Here is a 16,537-nt window from a genome sequence, read left to right on the forward strand (position 1 = left end):
GGCGTTGACTTTTGGCACGCTGTTGAGTTCTCAAGGAACGGACACTTCCTTCGGACCGCCTTCCAGCGGGCCCTCCGGGCGCTTCGTTCTTTCGTTTTCCAGCTTATCAGACGTTTTCCGCTCCGCTTTCCGGAACTTCATTCATCCGATTTCCCGAACTGGCTGGGGCCGCTTTCTGCGACGACCACCACGTTAGCGCATTCCGAGCTTCGCTCGAAATTCACCCTCACGCCCGGTCGACGAAAACGCCGACCAACCCAACCGAATGGGCATCGAGGTGAGAGGGGGACGCGCTACGAGGGATGGCCGCTCCAGCGACTCGTTCAACACTAGGCCACCTGGAGGACATCGTCAAACACCGAGGGCCGGATCTGTCCAGATCCGGCCCTCGGGGCTCAAAACCGCAGGTCACAGCGGGTACATTTTCGGCCAGTTGATCAACTGCGAGCCCGTCGGGCGCCGCCCGGCCGGGCGGCGATCAGCCGGCCGTGACGAGCTCCGCCGCCGCCAGGTTGCGCTTGCCGCGGCGCAGCACCAGCCACCGGCCGTGCAGCAGGTCGGCCTCAGTGGGCACCGCCTCCTCGTCCGTCACCTTGACGTTGTTGAGGTAGGCACCGCCCTCCTTGATCGTCCGGCGGGCGGCCGAGCGGCTCGGCGCCAGGCCGACGGCGACCAACAGGTCCACCACCGGCTGGAGTTCGGCCACCTCGGCCTTCGGGACCTCGGCCAGGGCGGCGGCCAGGGTCGGGGCCTCCAGGTCGGCGAGATCTCCCTGGCCGAACAGCGCCTTGGACGCGGCGACCGCGCGCTCGTACTGCTCGGCGCCGTGCACCAGCGTGGTGAGCTCCTCGGCCAGCGCGCGCTGGGCGAGGCGGGCGGCCGGGCGCTCGGCGGTCTCCCGCTCCAGTTCCTCGATCTCCTCCTTCGAGCGGAAGCTGAAGATCCGCAGGAAGTTGGAGACGTCCCGGTCGTCCGCGTTCAGCCAGAACTGGTAGAAGGCGTACGGGGTGGTCAGCTCGGGGTCGAGCCAGACCGTGCCGGACTCGGTCTTGCCGAACTTGGTGCCGTCGGCCTTGACGATCAGCGGCGTGGCCAGCGCGTGCACGGACTTGCCGTCGGCCTTGCGGATCAGGTCGGTGCCGGCGGTGAGGTTGCCCCACTGGTCGCTGCCGCCGGTCTGCAGGGTGCAGCCGTAGCGCCGGTTCAGCTCCAGGTAGTCCATGCCCTGGAGGATCTGGTAGCTGAACTCGGTGTAGCTGATGCCCGCGTCGGAGTTCAGCCGCCGGGCGACGGCCTCCTTGGCGATCATGTTGTTCACGCGGAAGTACTTGCCGACGTCACGGAGCAGGCTGATCGCCGACATCCCGGAAGTCCAGTCCAGGTTGTTGACCATGCGCGCCGCGTACGGGCCGTCGAAGTCGAGGAAGCGCGAGATCTGGCCACGCAGCCGCTCGACCCAGCCGGCCACCGTCTCCGGGTCGTTCAGCACGCGCTCCGCGGTCGGCTTCGGGTCGCCGATCAGGCCCGTGGCGCCGCCGACCAGGCCGAGCGGCAGGTTCCCCGCCTGCTGGATCCGGCGCATGGTGAGGATCTGCACCAGGTTCCCGAGGTGCAGGCTGGGGGCTGTCGGGTCGAAGCCGCAATAGAACGTGACCGGGCCGTCCGCGAACGCCTTGCGCAGTGCGTCCTCGTCGGTGGACAGGGCGATCAGCCCACGCCACCGCAGCTCGTCGACGATGTCCGTCACGGTCACGCTTCTCCTTCTATCGGGCGCCCGCCCGGCGTCGGCCCGATTCGGTCGGGCCCCGGGTCCGGTACGACTCCAGCCTGATAGAGCCTACGCGGTCCCGGCCAGCGAGTTTCCCCGAGGCGCCGGGCGGGGCGAGCGGCCCGCTCCCCCGGGGCGCCTCCGCGATACCGGAAATTCCGTTGTTCGTCGGCTGGGGGCCCATTCAGAGTGGGTTCACCGCCGTGCGGCGGCAGTGACGTGTGTGGAGACGGTCGTGCCGCCGTGGCACGCCCGCGGGAAGGGTGTGCCCAGTGCGCAACACGCTGGTTCTGAACGCGAGCTACGAGCCCCTGACGACGGTGTCGCTCCAGCGCGCCGTCGTCCTGGTGCTCCAGGACAAGGCGGTGGTGGAACAGGCGCATCCCCTGCGCTCGATCCGGGGGACGGGCGTGGCCGTCCCGGTGCCCCGGGTGATCAGACTGCAACGGTACGTACGAGTGCCGTTCCGACAACAGGCGCCGTGGTCGAGGCGGGGTGTCCTGGCGCGGGACCAGCACCTGTGCGCGTACTGCGGACGCCGGGCCACCACGGTGGACCACCTGCAGCCGAGGTCGCGCGGTGGCGCGGACAGCTGGATGAACACGGTGGCCGCCTGCGCGGAGGACAACCAGCGCAAGGCCGACCGCACGCCGGAGCAGGCGGGGATGAAACTGCTGCGGCGGCCGTTCGTGCCGACGCCCCAGGCCACCCTGATGCTGGCGCTGGGGCTGCGCGGCTCGGAGGTCCGGGAGCTCGCCGACTGGCTGCCGGCCGTGCCGGCGGCGTAACCCTCCGACGACGCTCGGCGGCTGGCCCCCTCGATGGCCTGGCCTCCCTCGATGGCCTGGCCCCTCGCGGTGGGCTGTCGGGCGAGGGCTACCGCCGGCTCAGCCCTTCGCCTGGTAGCCCGCCGCAGTGCCGAAGTTGGTCGAGTGCTCGGGAATCACGACCACCTGCCCGCCGCCGATCACGACCCGCCCGGAGACCAGCAGCGAGCCGGTGCCGGGCGGAAAGTTGCCGCCGACCGCCTCCTGGCCGCCTGCCAGCGGGAAGCGGCCGAGGCGGGCGGGCTGGTCGCGGCGCTCGTCGGCGGCCAGCACCAGCGAGCCGCCGTCGATGCCGACCGCCCGTACGGCGCCCTTGGCGGCGGTGGGCGCCTTCCAGCGCTGCTTGCCGGTGTCCAGGTCGTACCCGGCCACGGACACCGGCCCGCCGCCGTTCGCCGGGGTGAGGGTGGCGACCATCGTGCGGCCGTCGAAGAAGACGTTCGGAGTGGCCGAAAACGTACCGCGGGCGACGTCCAGCCGGCCGCCGTCGGTGACCACCGGGATTTCGGCGGCCGGATCGCCGGAGCCGCCCCAGGCGAACACCCGGTCGTCCTCGGGCTTGGCGCCGGTGGTGAGCACGACGGCCGGCTCGGCGGAGAGCACCGTCACCGTCTTCGGCTGGTTGTTAAGGCCCCGCCACCAGGAGACCTTGCCGTCCGTGGTGTTCAGCGCGACGGCCTGGTCGGCGGGGGTGGAGTCGGCGCAGGAGGAGGCGACCAGCACGGTCTTTCCGCTGACGCCGCCGGACAGGGTGCAGAACTTGCCCTGCCCGGTGTACTGCCAGACGTCCTTGCCGTCGGCCGCGTCCCAGGCGACCGCGCGGTCGTCGCCCACCGCGATCACCTTCTCCTCGGTGACACCGATCTGCGCGGCGTAGGCGCCTTTGGTGTCCGAGACGGTCTTGGTCCAGGCGGTCTTTCCGGTCTTGGTGTCCACGGCGGCGACCAGCGTGCAGGGGCTCTTCGGGTCGGCCTGCGGCCGGAACAGCGCGGCGCCCAGCCCGGCCGGGTTCACGCCCGCAGACAGCCCGCACGGGACGGCCCCGGCCGCCGGGGGCTCGACCGACCAGGTCGGCTTGCCCGCCGTCCGGTCGTAGGCGTGCACGCCGGTGCCGTCGGCCCGGACCACCGCGTCGGCCAGCAACCAGCTGCCGACCAGCGTGTCGTCGCCGCCCTGGGTGGCGGCCGCAGGCTGCGCCGACCAGGCCTTGGTGTGCGCCACCGAGAAGCCGGGCTCGCCACTGCCGGTCGCGGACGCGCTGCCGCCGCCCTCGGCGCCGACCGTCAGCGCGGCCGTTATCAGCACCCCGAGCGCGGCCACCCCGGCGCCGGCCCGCACCATCAGCGCCCGGCGGCTGGGCACGTGTTCGCCCGCCAGCACGGCGTCCGCGGCCGCCCGCGCCTTGGCCACCAGGGACGCGCCGGAGCCGGACGGCCTGCCGGAGCCCGAGCCGGCCGCGCCCGAGCTCCCGGCACCACCACGCGCGCCCCGACGAGCGGCGCGCGGCGAAGCGGCGGCCTCGGCCGGGGCCTGCGCCGGGGCCGACTCGGACTCCGCCGGGGACTCCTCGAGCTGCACGTAGCCGTCGGCCGAGTACTCGACGCCCGCCGGAACGTACAGCGCGTCCTCCGCCGGCTGCTGCTGCTGCGGCTGCTGCTCCTGGTGCGGGGCGGCGTACGCCTGCTGCCCGTACTCCGGGTACGGCTGCTGGTACGGCTGGTACTGGCCCTGGTCGCCGTACGGTCCTTGGCCGTACCCGGCCTCGGCGTAGCCCGCCTGCCCGTACCCGCCCTCGACGTACCCCGTCGGGCCGTAGCCACCCTGCTGTTCGACCTGCTGTTCGATCTGCTGGCCGTACGGCTGCCCGTACGGGGCGTCGTAGGGCTTCTGGTCGTACGGATGACCGTCGTACTGCGGCGCCTGCTGCCACTGCCCGTGCGGCTGTAGCTGCGGCTGCGGCTGCGGCTGCGGCTCCTCGTGGTAGGCCCCCTGGGGGTACCACTGGTGCGGGGCGTGGGCGTCTCCGAAGGGCTCCTGTGCCATCGTTCCGTCCCCTCCAGCCCCCGCCGCCTGCCGATTGCGGCAGTCAGCATCTCACGCCCGCCCGAGTGCCCTGTCCGAGTGCCCCGGTCGAGTGGCATGTCCGGGTGCCCAGCCCGGGTGCCCAGCCCGGGCCCCCGACGCGGCGCGGGCGCAGCCCTCAGACCGCCGACTCGGCGCGCAGGGCCTCGTCGATCCGGGCGGCGAGGGTGAAGTCCAGGCCGGTGAGCCCGCCGGCGCTGTGGGTGGAGAGGACGAACCGCAGGGTGCGCCAGCGGATGTCGATGTCGGGGTGGTGGTCGAGCGCCTCGGCCTGTTCGGCGACGGCGTCCACCACCCGGACCGCCGCCGGGAAGTCGGGGGCGTCCGCGCTGCGGGCGATGCTGTCGCCCTCCCGGGTCCACTGCGGAAGGGCCGCCAGGGCCTCCGTGATCTCGTCCTCGCTCAGCCGTGCCCTGCTGTTCACCGGTGCGCTCCCGTTGGTCGTCGGTCGAGGTGCGAACCGGGCCAGCCTACTGATCGGAGTGCCTGACGCCCTGTCAACTCACCAGCAGCTTGGTGACGGCCGCGAGCCCCACCACCACGATGACCCCGCGCAGCGCGGCCGGCGGGAGACGGCGGCCGACCTTGGCCCCGAGCAGGCCGCCGACCAGTGAGCCGACCGCGATCAGCCCGGCGGCCGTCCAGTCGACGGTCGCGGTGAACAAGAAGAACAGCGCGGCGACGCCGTTGACGATCAGCGCCAGTGCGTTCTTCACCGCGTTGATCCGCTGCAGCTCCTCCTGGAGCAGCATGCCCATCAGGGCCATCAGCAGGACGCCCTGCGCGGCGCCGAAGTAGCCGCCGTAGATGCCGGTGAGGAACACCCCGGCCAGCAGCACCGTGCTGCCGTCCGGGTCGCCGCCGGGGCGGCGGCGGGCGGCGACGGCCTTGGCCACCCGCGGTTGGATCACCACCAGGACGAGGGCGAGCAGGATCAGCGCCGGGACGATCGCGTCGAACGCTCCGCTGGGCAGCTTGGTCAGCAGCAGTGCGCCGAGCAGGCCGCCGAGCAGCGAGGCGGTGCCCATCCGCCGTAGCCGGCGCCCCTGGCCGGCCAGTTCGCGGCGGTAGCCGATCACGCCGCTGAGCGAACCGGGCACCAGGCCGAAGGAGTTGGAGACGTTGGCGGTGACCGGCGGGATGCCGACGGCGAGCAGGACCGGGAAGGTGATCAGGGTGCCGGAGCCGACGATCACGTTGATCATCCCGGCGCCGACGCCGGCCACCAGGACGGCGATCGCCTCCCAGAGCGTCATGGATCACCTCTCCTCGCGGTCCTGTCCGAAGCGATCATGCCGGACCCCGCACCGGCCGGACCAGGGCCGCCCATCATTCGGGACGTACGCCACAGCGCCGGGCACCACGGCTACCCCGGCCGCGCCGCCGCCCCGACGCCCCGACCGCCGCCGCCCCGCCGTCCCGGCCGCCCCGACGCCCGCCCGAACACGCCGCGGGCCCGCCGCCACCAGGCAGCGGGCCCTCCACCGGACGCCGTCGGTCACATCACTCGGGGTCGATCTTGCGGTACTCCCGCGCCGGGTCGACCCGCGGCCGGGCGGCACCCTTCTCGACGTCCACCGGCCGCGGCCCGGTCGCCGGGTCGAGCGGGACCTGGGTGGCCGCCGGAGCCGCCGGCGGAACGCTCGGCGCCGCGACCGTGCCACCACCATTGGCGCCGCCGTTGCCGGTCAGCCCGTTGAAGGCACCGCCGAGGCCCTTGAGCGCGTCGCCGACCTCGCTGGGAATGATCCAGAGCTTGTTGGAGTCGCCCTTGGCCAGCTCGGGCAGGGTCTGCAGGTACTGGTAGGCGAGCAGCTTCTGGTCGGCGTCACCGTCGTGGATGGCCTCGAAGACCGTCCGGATCGCGGCCGCCTCACCGTCGGCGCGCAGCACCGCGGCCTGGGCCTCACCCTCGGCCTTGAGCACCTCGGCCTGCTTCTCACCCTCCGCCTTGAGGATCTGCGCCTGGCGCTGGCCCTCGGCGGTGAGGATCGCGGCGCGCTTGTCACGGTCGGCGCGCATCTGCTTCTCCATCGAGTCCTGGATGGAGGTCGGCGGCTCGATCGCCTTCAGCTCGACGCGGTTGACCCGGATGCCCCACTTGCCGGTGGCTTCGTCCAGGACGCCGCGCAGGCCGGCGTTGATGACCTCGCGCGAGGTCAGGGTGGACTCCAGGTCCATCGAGCCGATGATGTTGCGCAGCGTGGTGACGGTCAGCTGCTCGATCGCCTGGATGTAGCTGGCGACCTCGTAGGTCGCCGCCCGGGGGTCGGTGACCTGGTAGTAGATGACAGTGTCGATGTTGACCACCAGGTTGTCCTGGGTGATCACCGGCTGCGGCGGGAACGGCACGACCTGCTCGCGCAGGTCGATCCGGTTGCGGACGCGGTCGATGAACGGGACGACGATGTTCAGCCCTGCGTTGAGCGTCCGGGTGTAGCGGCCGAAGCGCTCCACGATCGCGGCGCTGGCCTGCGGGATGACCTGGATCGTCTTGATCAGCGCGATGAAGGCCACCACGACCAGGACGACCAAAACGATAAGGACGGGTTCCACGGACTCTCCCCTAGACGACCAGGGCGGTCGCGCCCTGGATTTCGACGACGTCGACCTTCTGACCCGGCTGGTACACGCTGTCCGGATTGAGCGCGCGGGCCGACCAGATCTCGCCGTTGAGCTTGATCCGCCCGCCCTCCCCGTCGACGGTTTCCGCGACGACCGCGGTGGCGCCGTGCAGCGCCTCGATGCCCATCTTGACCTGACCGCCCTTCCGCAGCTGCCGCCGCGCGATCGGACCGACGAAGACGACCAGTCCGACCGAGACCGCGATGAAGGTCAGGGTCTCCAGGACCACTCCCCCGCCGAGCCCGGCCACGCCGGCCGCCGCCAGGGCACCGATCGCGAACATGGCGAACTCGGGCACCGCGGTGAGCACCAGCGGTATGCCGAGCGCTGCGGCGGCCAAGAGCCACCAGATCCAGCTGTCCACATGTCCATCCTAGGGAGCGAAGGGCCTTCGAGGCGGACAGTTCCCGCAGGTGGAGGGGCGGAAACCGGTCGCACGTGCGACCGGTTCCGGCGGCCCTCACGTCATGGACGACTATCGGACGGGTGCGGACGGACGAGTGGTCAGGCCGTCACCGGACGGCGCCTCAGCCCAGCGGCAGGCCCTGGGCCGACCAGCGGTCGCCGTGGCGCTCCAGGGTAAGCGGCAGGCCGAAGCACTTGGAGAGGTTGCGGGCGGTCAGCTCGGTGTCGATCGGACCGGCGGTGAGCACCTTGCCCTGGCGGATCATCAGGACGTGGGTGAAGCCGGGGGCGATCTCCTCGACGTGGTGGGTGACCATCGCCATGGCGGGGGCGAACTCGTCCTGGGCGAGCGCGCCGAGCCGGCGGACCAGGTCCTCGCGGCCGCCGAGGTCCAGGCCGGCCGCGGGCTCGTCGAGCAGCAGCAGCTCGGGGTCGGTCATCAGGGCGCGGGCGATCAGGGTGCGCTTGCGCTCGCCCTCGGAGAGGGTGCCGAACTTGCGGCCGGTCAGGGTGGCCATGCCCATCCGGTCGAGCAGGGCGAGGGCGCGGGACTCGTCGGACTGCTCGTAGGTCTCCTGCCAGCTGACCGTCATGCCGTAGGCGGCGGTGAGCACCGTCTGCAGGACGGTCTGCTCGGCCGGCAGCTTGTCGAACATGGCGGCGCCGGCCAGGCCGATCCGGGAGCGCAGTTCGAAGACGTCGATCTCACCCAGCTTCTCGCCCAGCACCGAGACCTTGCCCGAGGTCGGGAACAGGTACGAGGAGGCGATCTGCAGCAGGGTCGTCTTGCCGGCGCCGTTCGGGCCCAGGATGACCCAGCGCTCACCCTCGGAGATGGACCACGAGACCTGGTCGACCAGCGCGCGCCCCTCCCGCACCACGGATACGTCCACCAGCTCCAGCACGTCGCTCATGCCTACGCCTTCCCCAATACACACGAAAATCTCGGCCGTCGGTGCGGGCGGCGAGCCTACTCCGGCAGCCGGGGGGCACGGGTGGGTGCGCCGCACACGCATGGGCAAACCTACGCCACGCGGATGACCGCCGATTCCGTAGGCTGGCCGGATGCTCGCGACACCTGCCGACAATCCGTACCAAGAGCCCCGTTCGGGGCGGTTGACCGCCTGGGGCAACGCCCTGCTCAGCGGCCTGGTGCCGCCCGACGACGCCGCCACGGCCGTCCTGGGCGCCGACGAGGGCCACCGGGTGACCGGACTGCCCGGGGACGAACCGGGCGAGCAGCACGGACTGACCTGGGCGCTGGGCCGGCTGCGGGTGCTCGGGGTGAAGGGCCTGCGTCTGGCGCTGCCCTCGGCCGGGCACCCGCTGGGACTGACCGGGCCGGCGGCCTTCAACGAGCGCGCCCTGGCGGCCGGGGAGGCCGTGCTCGCGGTGGGTGCGCCGCTCGGCCTGGTGCCGGAGATCACGGTGTTCGGCCCGGAGGGGGACCGCTCGGCCACCGTGCTGTGGCGCTGCGGCGTGGTCGAGGACCTCCCTCCGGCCGACGTGCCCTCGCTGCACGAGGCGGAGCGCGAGCTCGCGGAGGGGCTGCGCGAGGCGACCGTCCTGCTCACCCGGCTCGACGTGGCGGGCGCCGATCCGGAGGCGCTGCGCGCCCTCGAGGTCTACCGCCGCCGGGGCGACGCCGAGCTGCTCGCCCCCGGCTATCCGCCGCGGGCGGTCCGGGTGCTGGAGTCGGCCCGGCAGGTGTCCGCCCTGCTGTCGATCGCCTCGGGCGGCCACGGCGCGGCCGTGAGCGCCTCCGAGATGGCGGCCCGCCGCTCCGTCCTGGCCCCGCTGTGGCGCACCGCCCGGCGCGCCCAGGTCGCCGCCTACAACGCCCTGGTGGACGAGCGCGAGGACCGCTAGCAGGGCCTCGGCGGTCAGGTGCCGGCCTGGCCGTCGGGGCCCCGGGCGCTCAGGCGCCGGCCTCGCCGTTGCGGACGGCCCACAGCGCGGCCTGGGTGCGGTCGGCGAGGTCCAGCTTCATCAGGATGTTGGAGACGTGGGTCTTCACCGTCTTCTCCGACAGGTGCAGGCTGCGGGCGATCTCCCGGTTGGAGCGGCCGTCCGCGATGTGGCCGAGCACTTCGCGCTCGCGCTCGGTGAGGGTGCCGCCGCGGCCCTGCGGGGCGCGCGGGCCGTCGTCGGAGAGCAGCGCCTCGGCCAGTTCGGGCTGGAGCAGCACGTGGCCGGCGTGCACCGAGCGGATCGCTCCGGCCAGCGCCTCCGGGTCCACGTCCTTGTAGACGTAGCCGGCGGCGCCGGCCCGCAGCGCGGGGACCACCGTGCGGTGCTCGGTGAAGCTGGTGACGATCAGGACCCGGGCCCGCCTGCCCTCCTCCTTGAGGGCGCGCAGCGCCTCGATGCCGTCGACGCCGGGCATCTTGAGGTCCATCAGGACGACGTCCGGGTCGAGTTCGCGGGCGCGCTCGACGCCCTCGGCCCCGTCGGCGGCCTCCCCGACCACCTCGATGTCGTCCTGGACCTCCAGGAAGGTGCGCAGCCCGCGGCGGACCACCTGGTGGTCGTCGACCAGCAGGACGCGGATCGACGGCGTGCTGTCAGGCACCGGGGACCTCCATCTCGACGAGCGTCCCCTTGCCGGGGGCGGACTCCAGGGTGAGCGTGCCGCCGACGGCGGCCGCGCGGTCGCGCATCGAGGCAAGGCCGAGGTGGCGGCCGGCCCGGCGGACGGACTCCGGGTCGAAGCCGCGCCCGTCGTCGCGCACCCGCAGCAGGGCGCCCCGCGCGGGCGTCCCGGCCAGGGTGACGGTGACCCGGCCGGCACCGGAGTGGCGCAGCGCGTTGTGCAGCGCCTCCTGGGCGACCCGCAGCAGCGCGGCCTCCTGGGCGGGCGGCAGGGCGCGCACGCCGTCGGCGGTGAAGGCGACGTCGGCGGTGTGCGCCCGGTCGAGGAGCTTCACCTGGGAGGCGAGGGTGGCGCTCAGCCCGTCCTCCTCCAGGGCGGCGGGACGCAGTTCGACCACGACGGCGCGCAGTTCGTCGGCGGCCTCGGCGGCGAGCCGGGCGACCTCGGCGAGTTCGGCGCGGGCGCGGACCGGGTCGCGGTCGACGAGCTTGGCGGCGGCCTTGGCGGTCAGCCGCAGCGAGAAGAGCTTCTGCGAGACGGCGTCGTGCAGGTCGTGGGCGATCCGGGCGCGTTCGCCGGCCAGGGTGAGTTCGCGGCTGCGTTCGTACAGCCGGGCGTTGGAGAGCGCGAGGGCGGCGTGGGCGGCGAGGATCCGCAGCAGTTCCTCGTCGTGGTCGGTGAACAGGCCGCCGCCGCGCTTGTTGGCGAGGAAGATGACGCCCATCACCTGGGGTTCGTCCTCGGCGGCCTCGCCGTCCAGGATCGGCATGCCGAGGAAGGCGTCCATGTCGGGGTGGGCGCTGGGCCAGCCCTCGAAGGCGGGGGCCTTGCGGACGTCGGCGAGCCGGGTGGGGCCGGTCTCGTGCAGCATCTCGGCGAGCACGCCGTGCTGACGGGGCAGCGGGCCGATCGCCCGCCACTGCTCGTCGGTGACGCCGTCGACGACGAACTGGGCGAAGCCGCCGTGGTCGTCGGGCACGCCGAGGGCGGCGTACTCGGCGCCGAGCAGCTCCCGGGCGGAGGCGGTGATGCGGCGCAGCACCTCGCGGACCTCCAGGTGGCGGCTCATCGCTAGCAGGGCCCGGCTGACGGCCTCGATGCCGGCCAGCGGGTCGCAGGCGGCATCGGCCCCGGTCAGCGGGTCGCAGGCGGGCGGCGGGCCGGCGGGGGTCCGGTCGTCACCGGTCGTGCTGGGCATACCGCCAAACTACCGCCGCCGTGAGCGCCCCCGCGTCCGTCCCCGGCCGCCCCGGGCCCAGGTCCCCAGACCTAGGCCGCGGGGCCCACCCCGCCCCGCCCCGAGCCGAAGGGGCGCGCCGGTGCCGAAAGGAAGAAGCGAGGAGGCCCGAGGAACGAGGCCTTGGAGCGCCGACCGTCGGCACCGGGTCAGAGCGCCCCGGAGGCGAGCGGGCGAATAGCAGCCCCGGAGGCGAGCGGGCGAATAGCAGCCCCGGAGGCGAGCAGGCGAATAACAGAAGGGCGCTCCCCCCCGAGTGCGGAGGGAGCGCCCGATCAGCGGCGGGCCGTCAGCCCTTCTGCATGACCTCCGGCTCGTGCCGGCGCTGGAGCCGGGTCACGATCACGCCGATCACGACGGCGATGGCGATCAGCACGCCGGCGTCGATCGACCACTGGGCGATGGAGTGCGTCCACAGCGGGTCGTACTCGGGGTTCTGGAAGTCCTTGTTCCAGGGGCCCATCAGGTGTGACAGGTCGAGCGTGGTGGAGACGATGCCGGTGCCCCAGCGGGCCGGCATCAGCCAGGCGACCTGTTCCAGGCCGGGCTTGCCGAAGATCTGGAAGAGGCAGCCGGTGAAGACGACCTGGACGATGGCGAACATGACCAGCAGCGGCATGGTCTTCTCGGCGGTCTTGACCAGCGCGGAGATCATCAGGCCGAACATCATCGCGGCGAAGCTCAGCAGGATCATGCCGATGGTCATCTCGATGATCGGCAGGTCCTTGACGATCAGCCCGTGCTCGGGGAGCTTGCGCGGCAGGAAGCCGACGGCGGAGATGATCGCGCCCTGGATCACCGAGAAGATGCCCAGGACGATGATCTTGGACATCATGTAGGCCGAGCGGGACAGGCCGGTGGCCCGTTCCCGTTCGTAGATCGCCCGCTCCTTGATCAACTCGCGGACGGAGTTGGCCGCGCCGGAGAAGCACGCGCCGATCGCCAGGATCAGCATGATCGTCGCGGCCCCGTTGTTGAGGTGGAGCTGCGTCTTGGGGTTGGGCGCGAGCCCCGGTTCGTTGGGGATCAGCACGCTGACGGCGCCGATGACCGCGGGCAGCAGCACCGACAGCGCCAGGAAGCCTCGGTCCGAGGCGAGCACCGACATGTAGCGCCGCATCAGGGTCCACAGCTGCGAACCCCAGCTCTGCGGCTTGGGCGGGCGGATCGCCTCCTGGGAGACCTGGGCGTGCTGGACCTCGCCCGCCTCGACGGTCGGGGCGGAGTACTGCTGGTAGTGCACGGATCCGCGGTAGCGGCCGGCCCAGTCGTGGTCCGGGTAGTTCTCGAAGGCCTGGAAGACGTCCGCCCAGGTTTCGTACCCGAAGAAGTGCAGTGCCTCGTCCGGCGGGCCGAAGTAGGCCACCGAGCCGCCCGGCGCCATCACCAGCAGCCGGTCGCACAGGGCGAGTTCGGCCACCGAGTGGGTGACGACCAGGATCGTGCGGCCGTCGTCGGCCAGACCGCGCAGCATCTGCATGACCTCGCGGTCCATGCCCGGGTCGAGGCCGGAGGTGGGCTCGTCCAGGAAGATCAGCGAGGGCTTGGTGAGCAGCTCCAGGGCGACCGAGACGCGCTTCTGCTGACCGCCGGAGAGCGCGGTGATCTTGTTGTCCGCGCGCTTGTCCAGGCGCAGCTCGTACAGCACCTCGTCGATCCGGGCCGCGCGCTCGCTGGCCTCGGTGTCACCGGGGAAGCGCAGCCGGGCCGCGTACTTGAGGCCGGAGCGGACGGTCAGCTCGCGGTGCAGGATCTCCGACTGCGGCACCAGGCCGATGCGGGAGCGGAGTTCGGCGAACTGCTTGTAGAGGTTGCGGCCGTCGTACAGCACCTCGCCGCGGTCGGCCGGGCGGTAGCCGGTGAGGGCGCGCAGCAGGGTCGACTTGCCGGAGCCGGACGGGCCGATGACGGCGACCAGGGACTTCTCCGGGACGCCGAAGCTGACGTCGTTGAGCAGGATCTTCTTGGCGCCCTTGTGCTCGACCTCGACGGTGAGGTGGCGGGCGGAGAAGGAGACCGCGCCGGTGTCGACGAACTCCTGCAGCTGGTCGCCGACCAGGACGAAGCTGGAGTGGCCGACGGTCAGCCGGTCCTGCGGGCCCATCAGCTGACGCTGGACCCGCTGGCCGTTGAGGAAGATGCCGTTGTGGCTGCCGAGGTCGACGATCTCGTAGCGGCCATCCGGCAGTTGGCGCAGCTCGGCGTGGTGGCGGGAGACCTGGAGGTCGGAGACCACGACGTCGTTGTCCAGCGCGCGGCCGATTTTGACGGTGCGCATGCCGGCCGTCAGGTTGCGGATCACCGTGGGCTGAGGGCCGCCGCCGTCCACGGGCTGCGGCGCCGGCTGGAAGCCCTGCTGCTGCGGGAAGCCGCCGTGCTGCGGGGCGTGCTGCGGCTGGGGCGCGTACTGCTGTTGCGGCACGAACTGCTGCTGCGGCGGCTGCTGGCCCGGCCAGGCCTGCTGCTGGTACGGGTCCTGCCCCGGCCAGGCCGGCTGCGGCGCGGGCGGGTGCGGCGTCGGGACGGGCCCGCGGGCGGTGGCGGCGTCGTGCACCGGGGACGGCTGCGGGGCGGGCGCGGTGACGGGCGCCGAGAAGGTGAGTCGGGGGCCGTTGTCCGGGTTGCCCAGGTTCACCACGGCGCCGGGGTACAGCTGGGCCTGCAGGGTGCGGGCGCCGGCCGCGTACGTGCCGTTGGTGCTGCCGTGGTCGTCCAGCAGCCAGCTGCTGCCGTTGAAGCTGATGGTCCCGTGCTGCCAGGAGACCCTGGCGTCGTCGAACGTGAAGTCCGACTGCGGGTTGCGGCCGATGGTGTAGGACCGCCCGGGCTCGAGGGTCCGCTGCTGTCCGTTGATCTCAATGACGAGTTGCGGCACTGCTCGCCTGCCCCGCTCTCTCGGTTCCCCCGAATTGTGGCCCCCGGCCGGGGGTGCGCTGTTCCTCTGACTGACGGGGGGAATCATTCCAGCCCGCCGTCCGCCGGTGAAAGTCACCCCGGGTGACTGTGACCAGGCTGCTACCGGACCGGGGCGCACCGGTGTCCCGGGAGGTGGACGGGTGCCCGTCGGCCCGTGGCCGACGGGTAGCGTGGGACTCACCATGAACGCATCGCCCCTGGCCGCTGAGCCCCTCCCCGTCGCCCAGCCCCGGACCGCGGACGAGCGCACCCTGCTCGTCAAGGTGTTCGGCAAGGACCGTCCCGGCATCACCGCCGGCCTCTTCGCCACCCTGGCCGGCTTCGGCGTCGACGTGATCGACATCGAGCAGGTCGTCACCCGTGGCCGCATCACGCTGTGTGCCCTGGTCACCCCGCCGACCGCGCCCGGCGCCGAGGGCGGCCTGCGGGCCACCGTGCACCGCTGGGCGGACGAGCAGAAGCTTCAGGCCGAGATCCTCTCCGGCATCGGCGACAACCGGCCGCGCCGCGAGGGCCGTTCGCACGTGACGGTGCTCGGCAACCCGCTGACGGCCTCCGCCGTCTCCGCGCTGACCTCCCGGATCACCGCGGCCGGCGGCAACATCGACCGTGTCTTCCGGCTCGCCAAGTACCCGGTGACGGCGGTCGAGCTGGCCGTCTCCGGGGTGGCCACCGAGGAGCTGCGGGCGGAGCTGGCCCAGGAGGCGGCCACCCAGCGGGTGGACGTCGCGGTGGTGGCGGCCGGGCTGGAGCGCCGGGCCAAGCGGCTGGTGGTGATGGACGTGGACTCCACGCTCATCCAGGACGAGGTGATCGAGCTGTTCGCCGCCCACGCCGGCTGCGAGGAGCAGGTCGCCGAGGTCACGGCGGCGGCGATGCGCGGCGAGCTGGACTTCGCCGAGTCGCTGCGCGCCCGGGTGGCGCTGCTGGCGGGGCTGGACGCGTCGGTCACCGACAAGGTCCGCGCCGAGGTCCGGCTCACCCCGGGTGCGCGGACCCTGATCCGGACGCTGCAGCGGCTGGGCTTCCAGGTGGCGGTGGTCTCCGGCGGGTTCACCCAGGTGACCGACCACCTGGTGGAGCTGCTGGGGCTGGATTTCGCGGCCGCCAACACCCTGGAGGTGGTGGACGGGAAGTTCACCGGCCGGGTGGTCGGCGAGATCGTGGACCGGGCCGGCAAGGCCCGCTGGCTGGCCCGGTTCGCCGAGCAGGCGAAGGTGCCGCTGGAGCAGACGGTGGCGATCGGCGACGGCGCCAACGACCTGGACATGCTGAACGCGGCCGGGCTCGGGGTGGCGTTCAACGCCAAGCCGGTGGTGCGCGAGGCCGCCCACACCGCGGTGAACGTGCCGTTCCTGGACACCGTGCTCTACCTGCTGGGCATCACCCGCGAGGAGGTCGAGGCGGCCGACGTGCGCGCCGGCACCCCGACCGAGTGAGCCCTGCGGACGTGAACGAGGGGCGCGCGGGTCCACCCCGCGCGCCCCTCGCATCCGTTCCGGACGTCAGTCCTGCGGGGTGTGGTACGAGACCAGCTCGGCGACGCCCGGCTCGACGCCCTTCCACGAGCCGCTGAAGCTGAGCACCGCGATCGCCGCGGTCGGGAAGCCGCCGAGGCGCAGCCGCTCCAGCGCGTCCCGGTCGCCCGCGTCGCCCGCCAGCACCTGGGTCAGGCCCAGCACGCCCGGGTTGTGGCCGACCAGCACGACGTCGGCGTACTCCTCCGGGGTCTCCTGGAGGACGGTGATGATCTCCCCGGGGCTGGCCTCGTAGATCCGCTCCTCGTAGACGGTCTTGCGGGCCCGCTTGGGCAGCTCGTGCGCGGCCAGCTTCCACGTCTCCCGGGTGCGCAGGGCGGTGGAGCAGAGCACGAAGTCGGGGTTGATGCCGGAGTCGGCCAGCCAGCGGCCGGCGTCCGGGGCCTGGTGGCGGCCCCGGTCGGCCAGCGGCCGCTCATGGTCGTCCACGCCGTTGGGCCAGTCGGCCTTGGCATGGCGGAGAACGATGATCCTGCGGGGCGTTTCGGCGCTCATACCCAGCAAGCTTGGCAGAAAAGCGGCCCGGGGGCGCGGTGCCCCCGGCTG

Annotated in this window: 14 protein-coding genes; 3 read left to right on the forward strand and 11 right to left on the reverse strand. The window is 72.6% G+C overall.

The genetic code is table 11. The features are described from left to right. Positions 1–478: 478 nt before the first annotated feature. Entirely contained in the window at positions 479–1,747 is a 1,269-nt protein-coding gene (gene tyrS, locus ACZ4WV_RS30475) for a tyrosine--tRNA ligase (RefSeq protein ID WP_465751910.1), read from the reverse strand. 293 nt (positions 1,748–2,040) lie between these two features. Here tyrS and ACZ4WV_RS30480 point away from each other — a divergent pair, with 293 nt between their 5' ends. Beyond that, complete coding sequence (locus tag ACZ4WV_RS30480) at positions 2,041–2,556, forward strand: HNH endonuclease (protein WP_465751864.1); 516 nt, start codon at positions 2,041–2,043, stop codon at positions 2,554–2,556. A 99-nt stretch (positions 2,557–2,655) separates the two neighbouring features. Here ACZ4WV_RS30480 and ACZ4WV_RS30485 read toward each other — a convergent pair whose 3' ends face one another. From ACZ4WV_RS30485 to ACZ4WV_RS30510, 6 genes are all read right to left on the reverse strand, one after another. Then, the gene (locus tag ACZ4WV_RS30485; RefSeq protein WP_465751865.1) at positions 2,656–4,638 is read right to left on the reverse strand and encodes an outer membrane protein assembly factor BamB family protein; all 1,983 of its coding nucleotides are present in this window, start codon (positions 4,636–4,638) and stop codon (positions 2,656–2,658) included. Between the two features lie 157 nt (positions 4,639–4,795). Beyond that, positions 4,796–5,101 carry a 4a-hydroxytetrahydrobiopterin dehydratase gene (locus ACZ4WV_RS30490; RefSeq protein WP_465751866.1) on the reverse strand — a complete coding sequence of 102 codons (306 nt, stop codon included), beginning with the start codon at positions 5,099–5,101 and terminating at the stop codon, positions 4,796–4,798. Between the two features lie 73 nt (positions 5,102–5,174). Next, the gene (locus ACZ4WV_RS30495) at positions 5,175–5,933 is read right to left on the reverse strand and encodes a sulfite exporter TauE/SafE family protein (RefSeq protein WP_465751867.1); all 759 of its coding nucleotides are present in this window, start codon (positions 5,931–5,933) and stop codon (positions 5,175–5,177) included. A 247-nt stretch (positions 5,934–6,180) separates the two neighbouring features. Next, positions 6,181–7,233: an SPFH domain-containing protein gene (locus tag ACZ4WV_RS30500; protein WP_465751868.1), complete on the reverse strand. Its 1,053-nt coding sequence runs from the start codon at positions 7,231–7,233 to the stop codon at positions 6,181–6,183. 10 nt (positions 7,234–7,243) lie between these two features. Further along, a complete protein-coding gene (locus tag ACZ4WV_RS30505; protein ID WP_465751869.1) occupies positions 7,244–7,666 on the reverse strand; it encodes an NfeD family protein in 423 nt (140 codons plus the stop codon). A gap of 163 nt (positions 7,667–7,829) precedes the next feature. Continuing rightward, positions 7,830–8,621, reverse strand: coding sequence for an ABC transporter ATP-binding protein (locus ACZ4WV_RS30510; protein ID WP_465751870.1), 792 nt, complete (start codon positions 8,619–8,621; stop codon positions 7,830–7,832). Positions 8,622–8,772: 151 nt separating this feature from the next. On the opposite strand from ACZ4WV_RS30510, the gene ACZ4WV_RS30515 reads away from it, so the two are divergent. Beyond that, complete coding sequence (locus tag ACZ4WV_RS30515; RefSeq protein ID WP_465751871.1) at positions 8,773–9,576, forward strand: hypothetical protein; 804 nt, start codon at positions 8,773–8,775, stop codon at positions 9,574–9,576. A 49-nt stretch (positions 9,577–9,625) separates the two neighbouring features. Here the strand turns inward: ACZ4WV_RS30515 and ACZ4WV_RS30520 are convergent, their stop codons facing one another. From ACZ4WV_RS30520 to ACZ4WV_RS30530, 3 genes are all read right to left on the reverse strand, one after another. Beyond that, on the reverse strand, positions 9,626–10,279 hold the full coding sequence (locus tag ACZ4WV_RS30520) for a response regulator (RefSeq protein ID WP_465751872.1): 654 nt from the start codon (positions 10,277–10,279) through the stop codon (positions 9,626–9,628). Then, on the reverse strand, positions 10,272–11,369 hold the full coding sequence (locus ACZ4WV_RS30525; protein ID WP_465751911.1) for a GAF domain-containing sensor histidine kinase: 1,098 nt from the start codon (positions 11,367–11,369) through the stop codon (positions 10,272–10,274). The genes ACZ4WV_RS30520 and ACZ4WV_RS30525 overlap by 8 nt, the downstream gene beginning before the upstream one ends. 457 nt (positions 11,370–11,826) lie before the next feature. Continuing rightward, positions 11,827–14,412 carry an FHA domain-containing protein gene (locus ACZ4WV_RS30530; protein ID WP_465751873.1) on the reverse strand — a complete coding sequence of 862 codons (2,586 nt, stop codon included), beginning with the start codon at positions 14,410–14,412 and terminating at the stop codon, positions 11,827–11,829. Positions 14,413–14,635: 223 nt separating this feature from the next. Between ACZ4WV_RS30530 and serB the strand changes: the two genes are divergently transcribed. Next, positions 14,636–15,892, forward strand: a complete 1,257-nt coding sequence (gene serB / locus ACZ4WV_RS30535; protein ID WP_465751874.1) for a phosphoserine phosphatase SerB — start codon at positions 14,636–14,638, stop codon at positions 15,890–15,892. 66 nt (positions 15,893–15,958) lie between these two features. On the opposite strand, the gene ACZ4WV_RS30540 is transcribed toward serB, so the two are convergent. Continuing rightward, on the reverse strand, positions 15,959–16,486 hold the full coding sequence (locus tag ACZ4WV_RS30540) for a SixA phosphatase family protein (protein ID WP_350744616.1): 528 nt from the start codon (positions 16,484–16,486) through the stop codon (positions 15,959–15,961). Positions 16,487–16,537 lie beyond the last annotated feature (51 nt).

It is taken from the genome of Kitasatospora sp. NPDC029312, assembly GCF_055569215.1.